Origin of the sequence: Psychrobacter namhaensis (genome assembly GCF_016107545.1) — a bacterium.
GTDB classification, from domain to species: domain Bacteria; phylum Pseudomonadota; class Gammaproteobacteria; order Pseudomonadales; family Moraxellaceae; genus Psychrobacter; species Psychrobacter namhaensis.
The window spans coordinates 177,574-198,037 of sequence record NZ_JABASS010000001.1; the positions used below are offsets into that span (position 1 = coordinate 177,574).

16 protein-coding genes are annotated in these 20,464 nt (G+C 45.7%); 6 read left to right on the top strand and 10 right to left on the bottom strand.

The window, feature by feature from the left end:
• The first annotated feature begins 25 nt into the window (after positions 1 to 25).
• On the top strand, positions 26 to 946 hold the full coding sequence (locus JFC06_RS00640; RefSeq protein ID WP_198333579.1) for a LysR family transcriptional regulator: 921 nt from the start codon (positions 26 to 28) through the stop codon (positions 944 to 946).
• A gap of 138 nt (positions 947 to 1,084) precedes the next feature.
• Here JFC06_RS00640 and JFC06_RS00645 read toward each other — a convergent pair whose 3' ends face one another.
• Positions 1,085 to 1,459, bottom strand: coding sequence for a hypothetical protein (locus JFC06_RS00645; RefSeq protein WP_226949386.1), 375 nt, complete (start codon positions 1,457 to 1,459; stop codon positions 1,085 to 1,087).
• A gap of 291 nt (positions 1,460 to 1,750) precedes the next feature.
• Between JFC06_RS00645 and JFC06_RS00650 the strand changes: the two genes are divergently transcribed.
• Positions 1,751 to 2,416 carry a hypothetical protein gene (locus JFC06_RS00650; RefSeq protein ID WP_198333581.1) on the top strand — a complete coding sequence of 222 codons (666 nt, stop codon included), beginning with the start codon at positions 1,751 to 1,753 and terminating at the stop codon, positions 2,414 to 2,416.
• A 123-nt stretch (positions 2,417 to 2,539) separates the two neighbouring features.
• On the opposite strand, the gene JFC06_RS00655 is transcribed toward JFC06_RS00650, so the two are convergent.
• Positions 2,540 to 3,295, bottom strand: a complete 756-nt coding sequence (locus JFC06_RS00655; protein WP_198333582.1) for a M90 family metallopeptidase — start codon at positions 3,293 to 3,295, stop codon at positions 2,540 to 2,542.
• A 128-nt stretch (positions 3,296 to 3,423) separates the two neighbouring features.
• Positions 3,424 to 4,416, bottom strand: coding sequence for a RhuM family protein (gene rhuM / locus JFC06_RS00660; protein ID WP_198333583.1), 993 nt, complete (start codon positions 4,414 to 4,416; stop codon positions 3,424 to 3,426).
• Positions 4,417 to 4,902: 486 nt separating this feature from the next.
• Between rhuM and JFC06_RS00665 the strand changes: the two genes are divergently transcribed.
• The 3 genes from JFC06_RS00665 (at position 4,903) to JFC06_RS00675 (ending at position 8,426) form a co-directional block, all read left to right on the top strand.
• Positions 4,903 to 6,795: a circularly permuted type 2 ATP-grasp protein gene (locus JFC06_RS00665; RefSeq protein ID WP_227685548.1), complete on the top strand. Its 1,893-nt coding sequence runs from the start codon at positions 4,903 to 4,905 to the stop codon at positions 6,793 to 6,795.
• Positions 6,796 to 6,863: 68 nt separating this feature from the next.
• Positions 6,864 to 7,649: a transglutaminase family protein gene (locus tag JFC06_RS00670; protein WP_198333584.1), complete on the top strand. Its 786-nt coding sequence runs from the start codon at positions 6,864 to 6,866 to the stop codon at positions 7,647 to 7,649.
• A 36-nt stretch (positions 7,650 to 7,685) separates the two neighbouring features.
• Positions 7,686 to 8,426, top strand: coding sequence for a peptidase (locus tag JFC06_RS00675; RefSeq protein ID WP_198333585.1), 741 nt, complete (start codon positions 7,686 to 7,688; stop codon positions 8,424 to 8,426).
• 37 nt (positions 8,427 to 8,463) lie between these two features.
• Here JFC06_RS00675 and uvrA read toward each other — a convergent pair whose 3' ends face one another.
• From uvrA to yghU, 5 genes are all read right to left on the bottom strand, one after another.
• Positions 8,464 to 11,037, bottom strand: coding sequence for an excinuclease ABC subunit UvrA (gene uvrA, locus JFC06_RS00680; protein WP_198333771.1), 2,574 nt, complete (start codon positions 11,035 to 11,037; stop codon positions 8,464 to 8,466).
• Positions 11,038 to 11,312: 275 nt separating this feature from the next.
• A complete protein-coding gene (locus JFC06_RS00685; RefSeq protein WP_198333772.1) occupies positions 11,313 to 12,557 on the bottom strand; it encodes a DUF819 family protein in 1,245 nt (414 codons plus the stop codon).
• 254 nt (positions 12,558 to 12,811) lie between these two features.
• Positions 12,812 to 14,497, bottom strand: a complete 1,686-nt coding sequence (locus JFC06_RS00690) for a DEAD/DEAH box helicase (protein ID WP_198333586.1) — start codon at positions 14,495 to 14,497, stop codon at positions 12,812 to 12,814.
• Between the two features lie 579 nt (positions 14,498 to 15,076).
• The gene (locus tag JFC06_RS00695; protein WP_227685549.1) at positions 15,077 to 16,357 is read right to left on the bottom strand and encodes a DUF1176 domain-containing protein; all 1,281 of its coding nucleotides are present in this window, start codon (positions 16,355 to 16,357) and stop codon (positions 15,077 to 15,079) included.
• Between the two features lie 254 nt (positions 16,358 to 16,611).
• Positions 16,612 to 17,466 (bottom strand): glutathione-dependent disulfide-bond oxidoreductase, encoded by an 855-nt coding sequence (yghU, locus tag JFC06_RS00700; protein WP_198333587.1) that lies wholly within the window; start codon positions 17,464 to 17,466, stop codon positions 16,612 to 16,614.
• A 294-nt stretch (positions 17,467 to 17,760) separates the two neighbouring features.
• On the opposite strand from yghU, the gene JFC06_RS00705 reads away from it, so the two are divergent.
• Positions 17,761 to 19,137: a DHA2 family efflux MFS transporter permease subunit gene (locus JFC06_RS00705; protein WP_198333588.1), complete on the top strand. Its 1,377-nt coding sequence runs from the start codon at positions 17,761 to 17,763 to the stop codon at positions 19,135 to 19,137.
• Positions 19,138 to 19,269: 132 nt separating this feature from the next.
• On the opposite strand, the gene bfr (JFC06_RS00710) is transcribed toward JFC06_RS00705, so the two are convergent.
• Together bfr (JFC06_RS00710) and bfr (JFC06_RS00715) are read right to left on the bottom strand one after the other, a co-directional pair.
• On the bottom strand, positions 19,270 to 19,752 hold the full coding sequence (bfr, locus tag JFC06_RS00710; RefSeq protein WP_198333589.1) for a bacterioferritin: 483 nt from the start codon (positions 19,750 to 19,752) through the stop codon (positions 19,270 to 19,272).
• A 65-nt stretch (positions 19,753 to 19,817) separates the two neighbouring features.
• Positions 19,818 to 20,306: a bacterioferritin gene (bfr, locus tag JFC06_RS00715; RefSeq protein ID WP_198333590.1), complete on the bottom strand. Its 489-nt coding sequence runs from the start codon at positions 20,304 to 20,306 to the stop codon at positions 19,818 to 19,820.
• Positions 20,307 to 20,464 lie beyond the last annotated feature (158 nt).

A 20,464-nucleotide genomic window follows, 5' to 3' on the forward strand; every position in this document is an offset into this window, starting at 1 on the left:
GAATATTATTGAATGGAGACAGGACTTGGATCAACTGCGTGCAATACGATATTTTAGTAAAGTGGTCGAAACAGGCAGCTTTACCAAAGCGGCGAAGGTATATGGTGTGCCGCCATCTTCACTATCTAGGCGAGTGTCTGACTTAGAAAAGAGCTTGGGCGCGACACTATTAACGCGTTCGACTCGGATCGTTAAGCTGACGGAAGTAGGGCAGGTTTACTATGACGATATGCAGCACGTATTAAATCAGCTAGAGCAAAGCAAAGAAACGGTGCGTAGCTACCAAACAACGCCAATGGGACGTCTACGCATCAGCTCGATGGTGGGTTTTGGGGAAAAGATACTGCTGCCTTTATTAGACGAATTTAGCGAATTGTATCCAAAAATAGTGCTGGATGTCAGTTTGAGTGACGAGCTGTCAACACTTGGGCGCGATGATGTTGATATCGCTATTCGTGGTGGCTACGCGCCAAATGAGCGAGTATTTGCGATACGGCTGATGGACAATAGTTTTATTCCTGTCGCGTCACCGCGCTACTTGAAAACCCATGGCGTGCCAAGTAACGCACTAGAACTAAGGAATCATAATGGGCTGTATTTTAAGACACCAACAGGGCCAACGCCTTGGTTATGCCATATGGATGGTCAATGGCATGATGTCTCAGGACCCGCGGTAGCGATATCAAATAATGGGTCGTGGCTGGCGAAAAAAGCGAGCGCTGGTGAAGGTATTTTAATGTCTACTCGGTGGGCGTTGGCTGAGTATCTTGAATCAGGCGCCTTACAAGAGATTAAGTTTGAGCACACGTTGGCCATCACGCAGTACGCTGACATGGCCATATATTTGTTATATCAAAAACAGCGCTACTCAGTACCCAAAGTAAAGGCGGCGGTAGATTTTTTAGTTGAAAGAATAAAAGTGGCTAACGTCACGAATGCGCGGTAAAAAAAGTCACCAAATAGAGTCTATTTAACATAATATACATTATGCGAAAACAAACCAACGGCTTTAGGGATTGCTGCATAACAATTTATACCGTGTTTTTTATCAATGTTTTATACCATTAGCACCGCTAGTATTTGTCTAACGACAGCTTTCAAGAAAATGTTGACGCAGCGATTTGCCATTCTCATCTAAGATCACATCAGCCACTTGGCATCCATCATCGTCACATGATAAATCATAATAAATATTACTGCCTTGCGCCAAGCTAACTTGCACGAGCCCTTGATTGGTCATCGAAAACTTTTTGTCTTGCGTATAATCAGGATCTTGAGAATCCCACAGCACATCGTAATCAATATTGCAGGACAATTGATTTTTATCAAAATAATCTTGTTCAAGCTGCATGGCTGACTGTAGATCTTGATTGGCATATTGCTGTAACACTACTGGATTATCCATTCCTTCAGTGCTGATATCTTGCTCATACATCTTAGTAACGGTTGCAATTTTCATCGCAGCATTCGTTTGCAATGGCTCTATTGCAAGCGCTATAGAAGATTTTATCGCTATCAATCCTATGGTTAGCAGCGTTAGTATTTTGTATGTTGGCATGGCGTTCTCTACGAGCTTTGACAGTGTAAATGTTATATCTATTACATCATACCCATATAATGACTCTGCTGTATTATCGTATCATTCAGGTTTAATAGCTAAAAACACCCCATTATCTAATGATTTTGTGAAATATCTCATTGACGTTTATAGCTTCGTTTATTTCACTAACAACCGTGATAAGGACACTGTATGAGCACGCTATTTACTTTTAACGCCCATCCTTCTCAATTAGCGATTGTTGGCCTCTTAGCGTTTTTAATGACAGCAACTGGCTGCCAGTCGTCTGCTGAAACCAGCACAGCCATTCCTAAACAGTCAAATGATCACTCATCAACGCCCGTTTTCTCGGACACAAGTCAGCAAACGCTTAGGCAGCAAGCGTTACGTATCCAGCGCGCCCTTGCTAATAAGGATTTTGCTAGAATTACAAATGATATTCATCCCACTCGTGGTGTTCGTTTTTCAATGTATGCTTATGTTCGTCCTAAAACGGACAAAGTCTTTAGCCGTGAGCAGTACGCACGATACCTAGAACAGTCCAACGTCCGCTTCACTTGGGGCGAGCGTGACGGTACAGGCAATCCACTGGTGATACCACTGCCCGAATATTTAGATACTTGGGTGAACGCCAAGCAGTTTAATGACACCACCATTAGTATCAACAACTTCCAAAAAAGCAGCAATAGTATCAATAACTTAAGAAAGGTATATCCAAATTCGGATTTTGTTGAGTTTTATTATAGTGGTAGTGAGAAGTACGATGGTATCGACTGGCGCGTGCTGCGTTTGGTGTTTGATGAGTATCAAGGCAAGCGCTATCTGGTAGCGATTATTAATGACCAATGGACCGTCTAATAATGACTATAAACGTATGATTTACCACATAAATTGGCCAGTGCATGGTTTATGATGCACTGCCCTTTTTGATTGAATTTATTCAAATACATTCAATATTTAACATATAAAATGTTTTAATATTCAAGTCTTTGGCTTAAGTGGCGACTGCCGGAAAAACTTCACCATGATGTCATAAATATCAGGATAAGCATCTACCAGCTTTTGCGGTGTCTCAAAAAATACTTCGCTTAAGACCGCAAAAAACTCAGCGGGATTGGTCGCGCCATAACGATCCAGTCCTGATTTGCGGTGTTTTTGAAAGTCCTCAAAATCTCGCGTCATAATCTTTGTCCAGCGCTCAGGATCCATGTCGGGTTGCAGCGGCGGAAAGCCGTTGGCGCGGCCATTCATCATATCGACCTTATGCACAAACTCGTGAATGACGACATTGTGACCATCGCGCTCACCTGAGTGTTTCGCATCCTTCCATGAGAGAATCACAGGACCGCGTTGCCATGCCTCGCCGCTACGATGTTGGCTGCCCTCATGAACGATACCGAACTCGTCTACAGTGGTGCTATCGCTTTTATATGAGCCATGATAGATAATAACTGACGACCAGCCAGCGTACCACTCAAGGCTTAGATTCAAGATGGGCAGACAAGCTTGCAGGGCGATAGATTGCCTGACCGCATCGGTAATCTCAAACCCCTGCGCGCCCGTCATTGATTTATCGTCCAAAAATAATGTCGCCAGCTCAAACAGGCGGCTTAGCTCATCTTCGCTTAACCTATCCAGTATCACAATACGATCAGCCGCACGCCTCCAGTCTGCCTCCGTAAATTCGCTGTTGTCCAATATACGCTGCTCGCGCCACTCTTTAATTATGCCAAACATAGTACCTGCCTTATAACCCTCTAATCTGTCACTCAATTACACCATATCTATCATGTCGATCTGCTGCATAATTGTATCCGTCAAGCTGGGGCCGGCGATATTATTCATAGCAAACTAGTCATAGCAAACTAGCCCTCTAATGACAGCATATTCATAATCAACTTGATCAAGGTTTCTTTTTGGTTGGGATCAGACTCAGCGACCAGTAATGTTAAGGCTGCAAGGCCGGTATTATTGATGACCATCTCACCTTGCTCATTGAGCAGTCGCTTGTTACGGTGTAAAAAATCTACGAACAAAAAAGCACCACTGCGTTTATTGCCGTCGGTGAAAGGATGATTTTTCACCATAAAATACAATAAATGCGCCGCTTTACTCTCAACTGTCGGGTAGGCAGGCTCACCAAACACCGTTTGCTCTAAATTACCAAGCACACTGTCCAAACCATCACCACGAGGCTTGGCAAATAGCTCAGTCGCCTCACCCCTATCTATCAGCTGCGCTTTTAAATTGTTAAGCGCTGCCATCGCCTCAGTCGGACTGGGTAAAACACCGCCATCCTGTCCTGTTGGATCGTCTAACAACCCTTCATCATAGCGTTGTAGCCATAGAAATGTTTGTGTATAGCGGCTGATAATCTCAACCAAACCGCGCCCTTCATCGGTATTGAGCTCAGGACTTTGCGCGGTTTTTTTGATCAAATTTAACGCCTGCTGCAACTCAGCAGAATTCTTATCAAAGCGTTGCTGGTCAAGCGTATACCCTTGTACCAGATATTCACGTAAGCGCTGCGTTGCCCAGCGTCTAAACTGCACACCTTGAGGCGATTTGATGCGATAACCCACCGAAATGACCACATCTAAATCATAAAAGGTCACGGGTCGATCAGAATTTGCAATATGCATTTTTTGCATATTGCTTTTTTCGGACACTTCTTCATCATTCATAGCATTGGCAATATGCCGTGAAATCACTGACTGGTCGCGCCCAAATAGCTCGGTCATTTGTGCTTGCGACAGCCAAACCGTCTCTTGCTCAAAACGTACATCTACCTGCGCATTCCCATCCATGCTTTCATATATCTCAATGATTGAGTGGTTATTATTTTCAGTAGCTTTCATTTACGTGGCCTCTACTCATAGATAGATTATATTGAATTTGGGCTAACATTGTTCAATACCTATTATTTAACGCTTCTTATATATTGTTTAGTATACGTTGTGTTGTATAGTTTATATAAGACATGGACTACCTGTTGATCGTAATACCAGTGCTCGCCTGCTGAGCATAGACAGTGTATTTGTCATAAAGTGTAACTTTAACAAGGATACGTGAGGTATTTATGAATCAAAAGTCATCTCAGCGCCAGAGTCAACATACAGGCCAAAGCCAACAACAAACAACTACATCCCCAAAAAAAACCGCAAAGCTTTGATGAACTACAAAACGGTAAAGGGAGTTACCGACCGGCTGCTAGATCTGTCGGCGACTGGCTCGACCATACCAGTATCGACGCACTAAATCATCTCAATGAGCAAGCCGCTGATATATTCTATCGAAAAGGCGTTACTTTTACGGTCTACAGCGATGCCAAGAACATTGAGCGGATGATCCCTTTTGATATTATCCCCCGTATTATCGCGGCCAGTGAGTGGCGGCAGATAGAAGCTGGCTGTAGACAGCGCATCACGGCCCTCAATGCCTTTTTACATGATATTTACCATGACCAAGCCATTATGAAAGCAGGCATTGTCCCTGCCAGCTACGTTTATGCCAGCGGCTGCTATGAGCCATGGATGATGGGTATTGAGCTTGATAAACCTATCTACTCCCACATTAGTGGTATTGATCTCATACGAGATGAGTCTGGTCGGTTTTGTGTATTAGAGGACAACCTACGCACCCCATCTGGGGTTTCCTACATGCTTGAAAGCCGAAACATATCAGAGATTCTTTTGTCTGATCAGTTTTCCCACACGTCTATATTGGGTGTCAGTGACTATCCAAAACGCCTCAAATCCTGTCTTGCCAGCTCAACCAGCAAATATGATCCGCAAATTGCTATCTTAACGCCAGGACGTTTTAACAGCGCTTACTATGAGCATGCTTTTTTGGCACATGAGATGAATGTCCCATTGGTGCATGGCTACGACTTGATCGTCGAAGACAGCAAGGTCTATATGCAAGGTATCCGTGGCAAAGTACAGGTCGATATCATTTATCGCCGTATTGACGACCCTTACATTGACCCGTTGGCATTTCGCTCCGACTCCATCTTGGGCGTCTCGGGCCTCATGAGCGCCTACCGTGCTGGCAATGTCGTCATTGTTAATGCGCCAGGGACTGGGGTAGCGGATGACAAGAGCTTGTATCCTTTCGTGCCGGACATGATTGAGTTTTATTTGGGTGAAAAACCCCTGTTGCCCAACATCGAAACCTATCAGTGCCGTAAGCCTGATGAGCTTCAATATGTACTGGACAACCTAGATAAATTGGTCGTAAAAGAAACGCAAGGCTCTGGTGGCTATGGCATGCTCATCGGACCTACCTCTACTAAGCAAGAAATCAGTGACTATCGCAAACGCCTTTTGGCCAATCCAGCAGGTTTTATTGTCCCCGGTGGTCTAACACGAGTGGCCATGGTTGAGGGTTCATTGGTCGTCAATTCCTCACAAGGTGGCGGCATCAAAGACACGTGGGTCATCGATGACAGTGATTTGGCGGCATCAACCAAACCGTCAGTGGCCAAAAAGCAAGACAATCAAATTGATAAGCAATCGTCAGAGGCAATCACCGCCAACCACTCGCATTATCATGATCCCGTGCAGCCACTAGAAGCGGGCTACGAAAATCCTGACAACGCGCCCATGATACTACTGTTATCGACCGCCAATTATTTGGTTTGGCTCGGTCGCTACAGCGAGCGACTGTATTATTATGACAACATCATCAAACAGCTGGTAAAAGGCAATATCAAAAAAGCACAGTTGCATCACCTGATTAATCATTTAGGTTTTAATGTTGATCCAAACCAGCCGCTAAAAACCATGAAAGCTCAGATGCTACGTGACTTGGAGCAAGAAAAAATACCCAATATTGTTCAGTCCATTGAAACCAATGTACAAGAAGCCAAGGGCGTCATCGGTAAAGACACCGCTGAGTTATATAACCTAATCAAACGGCTGTCTAGCGCGGGTACGTATCGGGCCGCGACGTTGCAGCTACATGCTTGTAATGCTGCGATGGCACAAGAGCACCCTATCGTGACTTGCTTTTGGCAACTGGGACGACACTTTGAACAACTAGAGCGTGCCGTATTCCTAAATGAGGACACCGTCGCCATTAGTCTTGAGTTTAAACACTGGATCAACAAGCTGCCAGAGAACACGCGTTGGCGTGAGCTGATTCGCCTGACCAATCAGATGATTAAATCTCAACAACTCAGCGATTTTCAGTTATTGAGCAAAGAGTGCAGCACGATATTGCAACAAGGGGTCTAGCGCAGCAGCATTTAAGGATTAAAACACTGAGTGCTAAACAATCAGAACAGTAGGAATAGGAAGATGCTATGAAACTTCAAATTAGTCACCAAACTAACTATTATTACGATGAGCTGGCGCACCGAAGTGTGCAATATATCCGCATGACGCCCATGCAGCTACCACATCAGATCATTCATCAGTGGGATGTCATGTTGCCCAAAGTGGCCACCAGTCAAAAAGATGGCTTTGGTAACGATTGGCTCACACTAAGTCGTAATGAGGCGCATAACAACCTGCAAATGCAGGCATCCGGTATTGTCGAAATCAACACAAACACAGAGCGTCTAGAGGATATGGACAATGTCCCTTATTTGCTGTTTACCGTACAAAGCCCATTGACTGCGTGCTCAGAGGCCATGCGTACATTTGCAGAGCCTTATCTGACAACGCCTACTCATGACAGTATAAAGGCGCTGGCAGCTGAGCTACTTGCAAAAATACCCTATGTCAAAAACACCACCCATGTCGGCACAACGGCGGCCGAAGCTTTTGAGCTTGGGGCTGGCGTGTGCCAAGACCACACCCATGTCTTTTTAGGCTGCCTACGTGATCGGCAGATTCCGGCGCGCTACGTGTCTGGCTACTTATATGACGATACAGCAAACCACATGGCAAGTCATGCGTGGGCAGAAGCTTGGCTCGATGGCTACTGGTACACGTTTGATATCTCAAACCAGCTGTTTCAGCCAAGCTCTCATGTATATGTCGCCATTGGTCGAGATTATCTAGATGCAGCGCCCGTACGCGGCGTGCGGATGGGCGGTGGCTACGAAAATCTTTACAGTCAAGTGCTGGTTTCGAGACTATCATAAGGTACTTTTCAAGCGTGGGTTCACCAAGGATCTGTTATGACTTATTGTGCCGCTATTCGTCTCAAAGAAGGGATGGTTTTTGCCAGTGATACTCGTACCAATGCAGGGGTTGACCATATCTCAACCTTTAGAAAACTGTACCAGTACGGCGTTGAGGGTGAGCGCTTTATGGTGCTACAAACTGCTGGTAGCCTAGCCACGTCACAAGCTGTTTTTAATAAATTACAAAGCGATATCAACTTACGCTCCGAGCTCAGTCTAAATACCGTGTCCTCATTGTTTGACGGCGCACAAATGGTGGGCGAATGCATGCGTAATGTCATGGCAAACGCTCAAAGGGTCGCTAATGATACCAATAGTGGCACCTTTACCAGCTCATTTTTATTGGGCGGTCAAATCAAAGGACAGCCACCCGAGCTATACATGATCTACCCTGAGGGCAATTGTATTAGAGCCACAAGGGACACGCCATTTTTTCAGCTGGGTGAAAGCAAATACGGCAAACCAATACTCGATCGCTCAGTCAGATACGACACCAATGTCAATCATGCTGCCCAAGCCTTGATGTTGTCCTTTGACTCAACCATACACTCCAACTTATCCGTCGGTATGCCCATTGATTTTGTCATTTATGAAAACGACAGTCTCACGCTACCAAAAGGCCGCCGTATCGAAGAAGACGATGAGTATTTTAAGACCATCAGTCGCCATTGGTCAGCAGCTCTGCGCAATACGTTGATTGAGCTGCCAGAATGTCCCAATGACTATTGGGAATGATCTTTTTGACTATCAAACCCACCCTAAAGACCTGTTTTTATACCAATAAAAATGGCGCGGTTCGGCTTGTTTTTGATTGCGCGACGTCTTCTGGCGTGCCTTGAGCGACAATGGACCCGCCCGCATCCCCTGCCCCTGGCCCCATATCCATAACCCAATCGCTGTTGCTGGCCACTTGCATGTCATGCTCAACCATAATAACGGTGTTGCCAGCATCGACCAGACCGTTTAACTGCGCCATCAGCATAGATACGTCGGCAGGGTGTAGACCCGTGGTGGGCTCGTCTAATATATAAAGCGTGTCGCCGCGTTGTGTGCGTTGCAGCTCAGTAGCAAGCTTGATACGCTGCGCCTCGCCGCCTGATAGCTCGGTTGCGGGTTGACCCAAACGTAAGTAACCAAGCCCAACTTGTAGCAAAGCCTCTAACGCACGCAAAATAGGTGCTTCGTCACTAAAGAACTCATGAGCCGCCTCCACCGTTAAGTTCAATACTTGAGCAATGTTTTTTCCTCGATAAGTGATGGCCAATGTTTCATCATCATAACGCTTTCCGTGACAAACCTGACAAAGCGCGTAGACACTTGGCAAAAATAACAGCTCGACACTCACAAACCCCAAGCCTTCACAATTTGGACAACGTCCCTTTGGTGTATTGAAAGAAAAGCGACCAGCATCAAAACCATGGGCTTTTGCTTGTTTGGTTGTTGCAAACAATTTACGTACATCATCAAATAACCCAGTATACGTTGCCAGATTGGAGCGCGGCGTCCGTCCGATTGCTTTTTGATTGATATTGATCAGACGGCGTACATATTCCATGCCAGCGATGATTTCGCCGCTTGTTACAGAGTCAAGCTCCTGCTCAAGCAGGTCTGACTCGTCTACGGGTGCATCCTCCGTCGTTTTTTGTCCCAACGCCTCATTGATGAGCTCCACCAACGCTTGGCTAACCAGACTTGATTTACCAGAGCCTGAGACACCCGTGACACTCGTCATAACACCTAACGGAAACTCAGCGTCTAATCCTGTTATATTATTGCGTTTAATGTTTGCAAGTTTGAACCATGCGGCAGGCTGCCTCGTACGAGATCTTGGCTGTCCGTTAGCCGTATCGGCAAAGAGATACTGGCCCGTATGCGACTGAGCAACATTACGAAGACCCTCGACAGGCCCGCTATAGACAATTTGGCCACCATGCGTGCCAGCCTTTGGCCCGACATCGACCACCCAATCTGCATGCCTGATGACGCTAACGTCATGCTCAACCACAAACACAGAGTTACCAGCCGCGATGAGCTCATCCAGTGCCCCTAACAAAGCTTGGGTGTCTGCAGGGTGCAGGCCTGCAGATGGCTCATCAAGGACATAAACCACGCCAAAAAGCTGCGAGCGTATTTGCGTTGCCAGCCGCAAACGCTGCAACTCCCCTGGCGACAACGTCGGTGTCGTCCGCTCAAGCGATAGATAGCCAAGGCCGAGCTTTGTCAGTGCTTCCACACGGGAGAGAATATCACTGGCAATACGCTGAGCCACGATGGCTTTTTCGCGGTTTGGCGTCTCATTGTCCAGCTTGGTATGAGCTGTTTTTTCTAATTTTAATGCCAGTTCTGTGAGTGTCAGCTGTGACAGCTCACCAATATCCAGTCCTGCAAATTTGACGGACAGTGATTCTCTTTTTAGCTTTTTGCCGTGGCACTCTGGACACTCAGAGATCTGCATAAACTGCGAGACACGTTTTTTGGTGCGCGGACTTTGGGTGGTGGCAAAAGAATGTAAAATAAAACGCTTAGCACTGGTAAAGGTCCCCATGTAGTTTGGCTTTTCACCATTCTCAATTGCCTCGCGCGTTTGTTCTATGTTGTATTCAGGATAGACAGGCACTGTTGGGGTCTCGTCAGTAAACAAGATCCAGTCTCGCGTTTTTTTCGGAAGGGTGTGCCAAGGCGTGTCAATGTCGTAGCCCAATGTGGTTAATATACGGCTAAGGTTTTGACCTTGCCACGCTGGTGGCCATGCCGCAATCGCACGCTCACGTATGGTTTTGGTATTGTCTGGCACCAGTAGCGCTTCAGTGACCTCAAACACGCGGCCAATGCCCGAGCAAGTCGGGCAAGCGCCATCTGGCGTATTGGGCGAGAACGCATCGGCATATAGCATTTCTTGGCCTTCTGGATACTCACCTGCTCGTGAGTACAACATGCGTAGACCGTTGGATATGGTCGTAACACTGCCCACGGATGAGCGCACCGACGGTGTACCCCGCTGTTGCTGTAGGGCAACGGCTGGTGGCAGCCCTTCTATCGCATCGACATCTGGTTCATCGACTTGATCGATCAATCGTCTGGCGTAGGGCGATACTGAGTCTAAGTAACGACGTTGCGACTCAGCAAACAATGTCCCAAATGCCAATGACGATTTTCCTGACCCTGATATCCCTGTGAATACCACCAGCGCATTGCGCGGTAGATCCACATCAACATTTTTTAGGTTATGAACACGCGCGCCCCTTACCTGTACACGGTTGCTAGTAACATTGTCGTCATTGTCGCTGTGGTCACTAAGGTGACTATTAATTTTATGGGCAGTGGTTTTTTTATTTTTATGAGCCATCAAGTTATTATTCCTTTTAAATCACTTTTAATTATAAAGATGTTTGTTCAATACTAGAGCAAGTCCTCAATTCAATCGATAGTCATCTAAATAACCAATGTATAGGAAGGTTAACACGTACTCCTTTAAAGCCAAGGCTTGGCTTACGTATCAGTAGCACAGATAGACAAAACGACAACCTACGTTATCTTTGTCCTAATTTTGTCCTAATAGCGAAAAACCCGCATCAATGCGGGTTTATGTTTAGCGATAGTACAGGATCGTCAACCTAAATGTCATCCCACCACCAACCGCATAATTTGGGTGCTGATATAGCCGCCAAACGTCCCCACTGCATAGCCAAGAATACCCAAAAACACGCCGACTGGCGCAAGCGATGGATGAAAGGCCGTCGCCACGATCGGCGCAGAGGAAGCACCGCCAGTGTTAGCGTTGGACCCTACCGCCAAAAAGAAAAATGGTGCACGAATGACTCTTGCGACAGCAAAAATGATGACGACATGAATACTCATCCATAATAAGCCGATTAGCAATAGCCGCCACTGCGAGACAATACCAGCAAGATTAATCTGCATACCGATAGCCGCGATCAACACAAAGATAAACACCGTACCAATTTTAGAGGCACCAACATGGTCAAGTTTGCGCACTTTGGTGAAAGAGAATCCAACACCCAATAAGGTAATAATCACCACCATCCAAAAAAACGAGCTGGCAAAGCTATATTGTACCGCCCACTTATACGGCGCAAAGAAAGCAGCAATTTGCCCACCAATAAAGTGCGCCGCCCCCACCATGGCAAAGCATAAACCAAACATCACCATCAAATCATTTAAGGTCGCAGGACGAGCATGATCGCGCTCATAGCTTTCAACGGCTGTAATGACTTTATCAATACTACTGGTATCCGCTTTTAAGAAGCGGTCTATTTTAGCCCTGTGTTTTGCCATTACCAATATGGCCAACAACCACAATGAGGCATTGGTGGCGTCCACCAAAATCATCATGCCAAATAGGTCATCACTGACCCCAAACAACTCTTTCATTGCCGCTTGGTTGGCCGCGCCGCCAATCCAGCTACCAGCCACTGCTGAAAACCCACGCCACAAGGTGTCGTCAACAAACATACTAGGTGACACCCATTTTGCCACCCCTAAACTGATGGGGCCGCTGATGATAATGGCGATACTAGCTGCGAAGAACATGGCAATCGCTTTCCAGCCTAAACCAAGTATCTTAGGAACATCCATCGACAAAGTCATCAAGAGCAAACTGGCTGGCAACAGATAGGTTGCGGTAAAACCATAAATCTGTGAGCCAACACCATCAGCAAAAACGCCTAAACTGTTTAGCGTCGCAGGTATAAAACAGCAAAGAACAATACCGGGTAGTACCGCATAAAATCGTCGCCAGAACTTGCTTGGCAAGCCTTGGGTATAAAATACTAAGCCAATGATGGCCATAATGATACCAAACGCTAACGGCAGACTATCAATGGTGAAACTTGAGGTGGCGGGCATCAAACGGCTCCAGAGCAGGCGATAAAAGCTTGTCAGTATAGACAAGGCTAAAAAAACGCGCAAGCCACTATCTTGGGTTTGCGATACCAGTGTGTGCTTGGAGCGTTTTTGCAAACCCCACATTTACTTAACTAGCATAAAACCTGCAAACACAAAAAAGCCAGATAACAAGTATCTGGCTTTTTTCGATCGGTTATACGGTTAGAATAAAAACTGTGGTTAACAGCTTTTCTTAACCATTCACGATAGGGCTATTACGAGTTTTTACCACGGTTGCCGCCATTTGGACGACCTTGGCCACGGCTGTCAGAACGACCTGCTGGACGACCTTGACTGCCACTTGGACGGCCGCGACCGGTTGCGGCGCGCTCACCACGTGGAACGCCATTGCTATCACCGCGGCTTGGGCCACCAGTGCGCTTGCCTTGATAAGGCTTGCCGCCTGAACGCTCGTTTGGTTTGCCAGATGAATCACGTGGCTTACCTTGATAACCGCTGTCGTTGCTGGCGCGTTGTCCAGTTGGGGCGCTGTCACTTGAGCGACCACGGCCTTGACCGCCGCCACTAGATTTACCAGCATAGCCACCGCTTGAACGACCACGGCCTTGACCGTTACCACCACCATTAGAGCGTCCGCGACCACGGCCACGACCCTTACCTTTGTTTTCGCTAGGTACATAAGTCTTCTTAGGCTCCATGCCTTCGATGACACAGACTTCCATCTTGCGATCTAAGTAACGATTGATAGCGTTTAGCTGTGGACGATCATCCATGCTACATAAGCTGATAGCGACACCAGTACGACCAGCACGGCCACAACGACCGATACGGTGGACGTAGTCTTCGGTTTGACGCGGCAAGTCATAGTTGATGACGTGCGAGATTGCTGGAACGTCTAGACCACGAGCAGCAACGTCAGTGGCTACTAGGATTTTGCATTTACCATTACGCAAGTCTTGAACGATACGGTTACGCTTGCTTTGTGGCAAATCACCATGTAGGAAGCTGGCTTTATGACCGGCTTCTTGTAGCTGTTTTGCTAACTTTTCAGTGCTACGTTTGGTCGCCGCAAAGATAATGATTTGTTCCATATCTTGCTGGCAAACGATTTTGTCAAGCAAACGGTTTTTGTGATCAAAATCATCACAGTAGTACACTTTTTCTTCGATGTGGGCTGATTCAACTTTGATTGATACACGCTCAGGATTTTTGGTGAAGCTGGCAGCAATTTTACCGACTGGGCCATCCCAAGTGGCTGAACACATAATCGTCTGACGATCAGTTGGCGCTGCGCGTAGAATGTCGCTGATATCATCAGCAAAACCCATGTCTAGCATACGGTCAGCTTCGTCAAGTACCAATACTTCTAGGTTAGACAAGTCAACACGGCCCGCATTGATGTGGTCAAGCAGACGACCAGGGGTGGCAACGATGACTTGTACGCCTTTTTTCAGGGCAGTAATCTGACCATTGTACGGTGCACCGCCAACCAATGGCACACAAAATAGACCACGCATGTCTTTAGAGTAAGTACGCACGCTATCATGTACCTGCTGAGCAAGTTCACGCGTTGGCGTTAGGATAAGGGCTTTGGTTAGTTTATCAAAGCTGGTTGCACGGCTTAAGCGATCCAGTACTGGGATGACGAATGCGGCGGTTTTACCACTACCCGTTTGCGCTGACAATAAAAGGTCACGGCCGGCTAGTGCAAAAGGAATGGCTTGCTCTTGAATTGGCGTTGGATTGGTATAACCACTGCGATCAAGCGCAGTAAGAATTGGCTTTGCAATGCCAAGATCAGTAAAGGTGATTTTATTTTCTTCAGCTGCGTCAGTCGTCGCCGCTTGATTATTGGTATCAGTATTTGAGGTATCGTTTGGCGTGTTAGTGCTTTCGATGATGCCGTTTTCAGCGGCGATTGTAGATAAGATGTCAGTCATAGGAATCCTTGGTAAGTATAAGCTGCTGTAAATTCAGCAAGCTTGATGCATACCACTGATAACCGTTCACCACGCTGCCTTTATTAAAGAATTATCGGACCACATAAAAGTGTCGATAATCAGAAGCCAAGCCAATAAAGCTTAGAGCCTCTACAATAAATGCGTTCGTGCTGTCTGACGTATTTTGGTGGTAGTGCCGAGTGTCTTATCCTTGCTTGATATAAACGTGTTATTGATGCTTTGTCCAAAGCAGATAACCGCGAATAACAACCAATCTAGACCATGCTTATGGTCGAGTAGATAAGATATGAGTCAAAAATAACTGATATTTTTATAAAGGGTTATTTAAGTACACAAAATCATCGGCAACAATTACTTATGGTCATCCTAGACCCAAAATCGCAGGCGATGTTATCAATCTCATAATTCACGAAAGCCTAAGCTAACGTGGCGACGCAGTATAGCACAATAAAAACCATCTGTACCTATTTTTTCTAGCATTATAGAAATAACACCCCTGAAATTGGTCATGAAGCTTTAAGTGAGCCATTTAACAGATAGGTTGTCAACTTATGGCCGCTATTGTGTCACCTTAACCTCAGTGACGTAGGTCGGCAGTTGCCATGCACCACCTGCTTCAACCATACGGCATAGTCCAGTGGTACTTTCATGACTTTTTTCAAACGCCTTACCGGTCCATAGCCAATCGGTTCTGCTTAAGCAGTCACCGATACCGCGCCCTTTTTGTACTGAGGTGATTTTACCTTTATCGTAACCCGTGGCACTGGTGGTTACCAATGTCGGTTTATAAGGTTTGCTGTCATTGATAACCCAAACCCCTGTCCCAGTATTATAGGCGCCCATCCAGCAGTCATGCTGTGCGAGTAGTTGTGAGCTGTTTAGACGACTGACACGCCATGGCGACTTATCTGTGAGATTTGGGCAGTCACTGTCCACCTCTTTCATGGTACCTCTCATCAAGGTCGCCAGTTGAGACGCGCGCATGACAAACTTTCTCTTGTTGGTAGAGACTGCTTTTGGATTGGGCGCGACAAAGCGCAGTATTGGTGCAGACTTGGGTGACAATACGCTGCTGTTGGACTTAGCAGCGCCTTCTTTATTGATAAAGGCGCTTGGCGTCCCTACTCGACCTTGGACTTCATCTGCTTTTAGCATGACAGCACTCGCCCCTTTATCTGAAAGCTGCCAGCGTGAGTTGCGCAGTACCAGCTCAATTTTACTTGATTTAGTCAGCGCGTCTAGCAGTGCTTTTACTTGTGTAGATGTCAGCTCGGCATTACCTGCGGCGGTTGAAAAAGGTTTGGTTTCACCATAATTCCTATCATTAATAAACAACGATATACGGTGACGGTTACCCAGTTGCATCAAAGCCTTAGATGAGCTTTCTTTAGCGCCGCCAAGTTTTACTTTGCCATCCACCCCAGCATTCGCCCCTGCGCGGCGCACAAGCAACACTGATATGGGAAATTCGCTATTATTTTCTGCTTGATAGCCTGCCAGCCGGCAAGTACGGGTATTATCACAGACGACCTGCCAGTCTTGGCTGGTTAATTCAGCGCCAGTACTGGCCATACTTGTGGTACTAAATAAAGCCGTGCTTATAGCGGCAAATAGGGACAATTTTATTTTATTTTTTATCATTAATAAGGGTATCTTTTTTATTTTTTTAGCATTGAGTACCAAGTAAGTTATGAGGAGCAATTTTGCGTGTTGGTAAACATGAGTACACGGGCGTTTCTGTGGCATGTTGGCCTCAGTATCGGTAGTATCGACCACACTTGACTCATCCACATACATCTGCCGTGAGATGTGTATCAGCTTACCGTTATCATCCTTCATAATCGTTACTCATTAATAGAAGAAGTATAAACACCCGTCCAATAGGAGGATGCACCGCTATATTAACGCATCAATGTTTCTATCTGTTGTACTAATGTATCATCGTGTAAATGAAAAAGTATATCCTTATTTTAATATAACTATATATGAATATAGAATAGCAAAAAAGGATAAAATTAAGACTGATAAGCGCGCCGCCTATCAGCCTGTAAGTCATTTAGAAGGGTTATTATAAATCGGTACCATCGATTAATTTAGCCAATAGGTTTTAATGGCAGTTCTATGGCGCGCTTAACCGCTGGCCGCTCAGCAATGGCCTGCGCCCAACGCTGCACATGCTTATAATCATTGACTTGTAAGAACTCTGCGGCATCGTAAAGCTTCCCAAGTACCAACTGGCCATACCATGCCCAAATAATCATATCGGCAATATTATAATCCGCTTCTTCATTGCCACACATATACTGATTGTTTTTTAGATGGCTATCAAGCACATCCAGCTGGCGCTTGGTCTCCATCGTATAGCGGTTGATGGGATACTCCAGCGGTTCAGGCGCATACGCATAAAAGTGCCCAAAGCCGCCACCTAAAAAAGGCGCGCTCCCCATTTGCCACATCACCCAAGACAGACAGTCCGCCCGCGCTTTGCCAAGTGAGGAAGGGATAAACTTGCCAAACTTTTCTGCCAAATACAGTAAGATCGCGCCAGATTCAAAGATAGCAATAGGCTCGCCAGACTCAAAGATAGAATGATCGACCAAGGCTGGAATTTTTGAATTTGGGTTGATGGCTACAAAGCCAGAGCCAAACTGGTCACCCTCAGAGATGTCGATTTTATACGCATCGTACTCAGCACCTTTAACACCCAGCTCAGCCAACTCCTCTAACAGTATGTTGACCTTGACGCCATTTGGTGTATTTAGTGAATACAGTTGTAAAGGTGCATCGCCTACGGGCAGTGCTTTTTGGTGACGAGCACCAGCTGTCGGTCGATTGATGCTGGCAAACTTACCACCATTGTCTTTATCTTGCACCCACACCTTGGGTGGTACATATTTAACGCTTTGTTCGTCGGCACTATCGCTAGATTTATTGTTGTCTTGACTCATGACATATCCTCGTTCGTATTTTTCATATTATCCATAACGTGATTGATGCTTTCTGCTTAATAAGCATGTCGCTCACCTTACTATAGCGAGAACCGGTCCCTACATTAAAGCCCTCTCTTGTAATCAATGTGCAGACCTACCCGCTCGTTGTTTGATAACCTCGCCTATGTACCGTTACTTTGCGTCACTTTTATTATGATGCAGTCTTTCTTATACTATTCGGCTGCTATAGTGAGCTGGTTGTCACTATATTATTTTTGCCTATTTTATGACGAGAGAGCTAATGAGAGCGACATGGTAACGCTAACCCCGACACAAGATAAGTATCTGCCCTATGTGCTGGCGGTAGCTCTGTTTATGCAAATTTTGGACGCCACCATTTTAAACACGTCACTGCCACAAATGGCACAAGCGCTGGGTGAGTCGCCTTTAAAGATGCAGTGGGCTGTGATCAGCTATGCCTTAACCTTGGCGATATTTATTCCCATTAGTGGGTTTTTAGCCGATAAATTTGGTACTCGTCGAGTATTTTTGTCCGCCATCATCATTTTTTGTATTGGCTCATTACTATGTGCTGCATCGCCTACGCTAGATTTTTTGATTGGCTCACGTATCATTCAAGGTATTGGCGGTGCGATGATGACACCTGTTGCTCGTTTAATATTGGTCAAATCCTATCCCCGTAATAAGCTCTTAACGGTGATGAATTTTGCGGTGATACCGGCATTGGTAGCACCTTTGGTAGGGCCGGTCTTAGGGGGCTATATCGTACAATACACCAGCTGGCATTGGATATTTTTGATCAATATACCGATGGGAATAGTAGGCTTTATTTTAGGCAAGAAACTGGTGCCCGCGTTATTTGAAGATACCAAGCGTCTCGATTGGACAGGATTTTTATTGTTTGCAGCCGCTGCTTGTGGATTCACCCTGGCTGTCGAGTTTGGCTCGCAGACCGGTCGCGGGTTTTATGGTTTGTTACTGGGGTTGGGAGCCGGCCTACTGATAGGTGCGTATGTATGGCATGCCAAGCGACGATCTGCCCCATTATTTCCACTGAGTTTATTTGACATTCGCACCTTTCGTATTGGTATTACCGGTAATTTATTCACACGCTTAGGTATCAGTGCCGTCCCTTTTTTGCTGCCGCTGCTATTGCAAGTAGTGTTTGAGTACTCACCTTCACAGGCAGGTTGGTTACTAGCGCCTATCGCGGTCGGTGCCATCGGAATTAAACCGTGGGTGAGTAAAATTATTCAGCGTTTTAGCTACCGTAAGGTTCTGGTCTACAACACCTTGTTTATGGGCACCCTGATCCTTGTATTGGCGCAATTTAATGACGCCTCCCAATGGCTTTGGTTTGTCCCTATTCTGACCATAATGGGCGCTTGTAATTCGATGCAATTTAGTGCGATGAATACGATTACGATTGGTGATCTAGAGGGCACACAGACCAGTAGTGGTAACAGTTTGATGGCGGTCAATCAGCAGCTGGCGATTAGCTTTGGTATCGCCTTTGGTGCAGCCGTACTTAATATTTTACGTGAACGTATGCAACTTGACACGCTGGCTGCGTTCCAAACCACCTATTGGATACTAGGGCTTTTAACCATTCTCTCAGGGTTGTACTTTTTACGTCTTAAGCCTGAAGACGGTCGCGGCTTATACTAACCAAGTATAGATAAAAAAATAGATAAAAACATAAGCGTGGATTTTTGGCCATAAAAAAGCCAGCGAGTGATGGTTTATAAAAAACACTCGCTGGCAAGTTTGGCTTATTTTACTGCCAATTATCGGGCGCTACTAAGGCGCGTCATCCTCAGTGACTTGTGACTGGATATAGCGCTCCACGCCAATACTTTCAATCAAGTCTTCTTGCGTCTCTAGCCAATCTTGATACTCTTCATTACCATCTTTTAAGGTGACCAACAGCTGGCGAGAGACGTAATCAGATTTTGCTTCACATAAAGCAATGGCGTCAGTGATGATATCAAATTTCTGCTTTTCTAGACGCAAATTACAGTCAATTAACTCTGGCACATCTTCGCCAATAAACATCTTGCCATAATCTTGCAAATTGGGTAAGCCGTCTAGCAACAAAATTCGTGCAATCAGATCATCAGACCATTTCATCTCAGCGATAGATTGTTTGTAAAAATTTTCGTTAAGCGCTTCTAAGCCCCAATGACGGGCGATGCGTGCATGCAAAAAATACTGGTTGATCGCAATTAACGACTGTCCAAGCACTTTGTTTAAAGCGCGAATGACCTCTTTATCCCCTTTCATTATCTTTCTCCCTACGTACTTATTATTTAAGCGAAATATGGTTGCTGTTTATATTTATCGCGATATTAAACCAGATTAGGAGTGACTTCAGCCATTTGGCTTTGTAGATAATTGGGCAACCCAATCATATCGATAAGGCGTAACTGCTGCTCAAGCCAATGCGCATGATCTTCTTCCGTGTCTTTTAGCTGCTCAACCAGCATCTCACGCGTGACGTAATCGTGCTCTTCTTCACAAAGCGCAATACCATCTTTTAGATGCTGCTGTACTTGGTACTCTAAATCAAGATCAAGCTGCAACATGTCAGGAACGGTGGCGCCAATTTTGATATCATTGACAGCCATATTAGGCGTGCCGCTTAGCATCAAAATACGGCGAATAATCGCTTGGGCATGCAGTGTCTCATCTGCCATCTCATGGTGGATGCGATCATACAACTTGCCATAATGCCATTCGGCATACATTTCTGAATGGATAAAATACTGGTCACGAGCCGCAAGCTCACCACCTAATAAAAAATTCAAATAATCAATGACTTTTTGGCTACCTATCATAACCTATACTCCCCTATTTATATTTTACAGATGCCAACGTATTCACAATATTCCATATAATGAAAGCACTATTGGTGAACTGATCCGTAAAAATCAAAATCAAAAAAACGTCTTATAACGACAGACAGATATAGTAGCATATAGGAGCTGTACAGCTT

What these genes read in the sequence shown, in the direction of transcription:
- JFC06_RS00685 (WP_198333772.1), bottom strand. Translation starts at nt 12,557, where the DNA reads ATGCCCGCCACCTCAAGTTTCACCATTGATAGTCTGCCGTTAGCGTTT.
- JFC06_RS00665 (WP_227685548.1), top strand. Translation starts at nt 4,903, where the DNA reads ATGATCCCTTTTGATATTATCCCCCGTATTATCGCGGCCAGTGAGTGG.
- JFC06_RS00675 (WP_198333585.1), top strand. Translation starts at nt 7,686, where the DNA reads ATGACTTATTGTGCCGCTATTCGTCTCAAAGAAGGGATGGTTTTTGCC.
- JFC06_RS00670 (WP_198333584.1), top strand. Translation starts at nt 6,864, where the DNA reads ATGAAACTTCAAATTAGTCACCAAACTAACTATTATTACGATGAGCTG.
- JFC06_RS00645 (WP_226949386.1), bottom strand. Translation starts at nt 1,459, where the DNA reads ATGAAAATTGCAACCGTTACTAAGATGTATGAGCAAGATATCAGCACT.
- bfr (WP_198333589.1), bottom strand. Translation starts at nt 19,752, where the DNA reads ATGAAAGGGGATAAAGAGGTCATTCGCGCTTTAAACAAAGTGCTTGGA.
- bfr (WP_198333590.1), bottom strand. Translation starts at nt 20,306, where the DNA reads ATGATAGGTAGCCAAAAAGTCATTGATTATTTGAATTTTTTATTAGGT.
- JFC06_RS00690 (WP_198333586.1), bottom strand. Translation starts at nt 14,497, where the DNA reads ATGACTGACATCTTATCTACAATCGCCGCTGAAAACGGCATCATCGAA.
- uvrA (WP_198333771.1), bottom strand. Translation starts at nt 11,037, where the DNA reads ATGGCTCATAAAAATAAAAAAACCACTGCCCATAAAATTAATAGTCAC.
- JFC06_RS00650 (WP_198333581.1), top strand. Translation starts at nt 1,751, where the DNA reads ATGAGCACGCTATTTACTTTTAACGCCCATCCTTCTCAATTAGCGATT.
- yghU (WP_198333587.1), bottom strand. Translation starts at nt 17,466, where the DNA reads ATGAGTCAAGACAACAATAAATCTAGCGATAGTGCCGACGAACAAAGC.
- JFC06_RS00705 (WP_198333588.1), top strand. Translation starts at nt 17,761, where the DNA reads ATGGTAACGCTAACCCCGACACAAGATAAGTATCTGCCCTATGTGCTG.
- rhuM (WP_198333583.1), bottom strand. Translation starts at nt 4,416, where the DNA reads ATGAAAGCTACTGAAAATAATAACCACTCAATCATTGAGATATATGAA.
- JFC06_RS00695 (WP_227685549.1), bottom strand. Translation starts at nt 16,357, where the DNA reads ATGAAGGATGATAACGGTAAGCTGATACACATCTCACGGCAGATGTAT.
- JFC06_RS00655 (WP_198333582.1), bottom strand. Translation starts at nt 3,295, where the DNA reads ATGTTTGGCATAATTAAAGAGTGGCGCGAGCAGCGTATATTGGACAAC.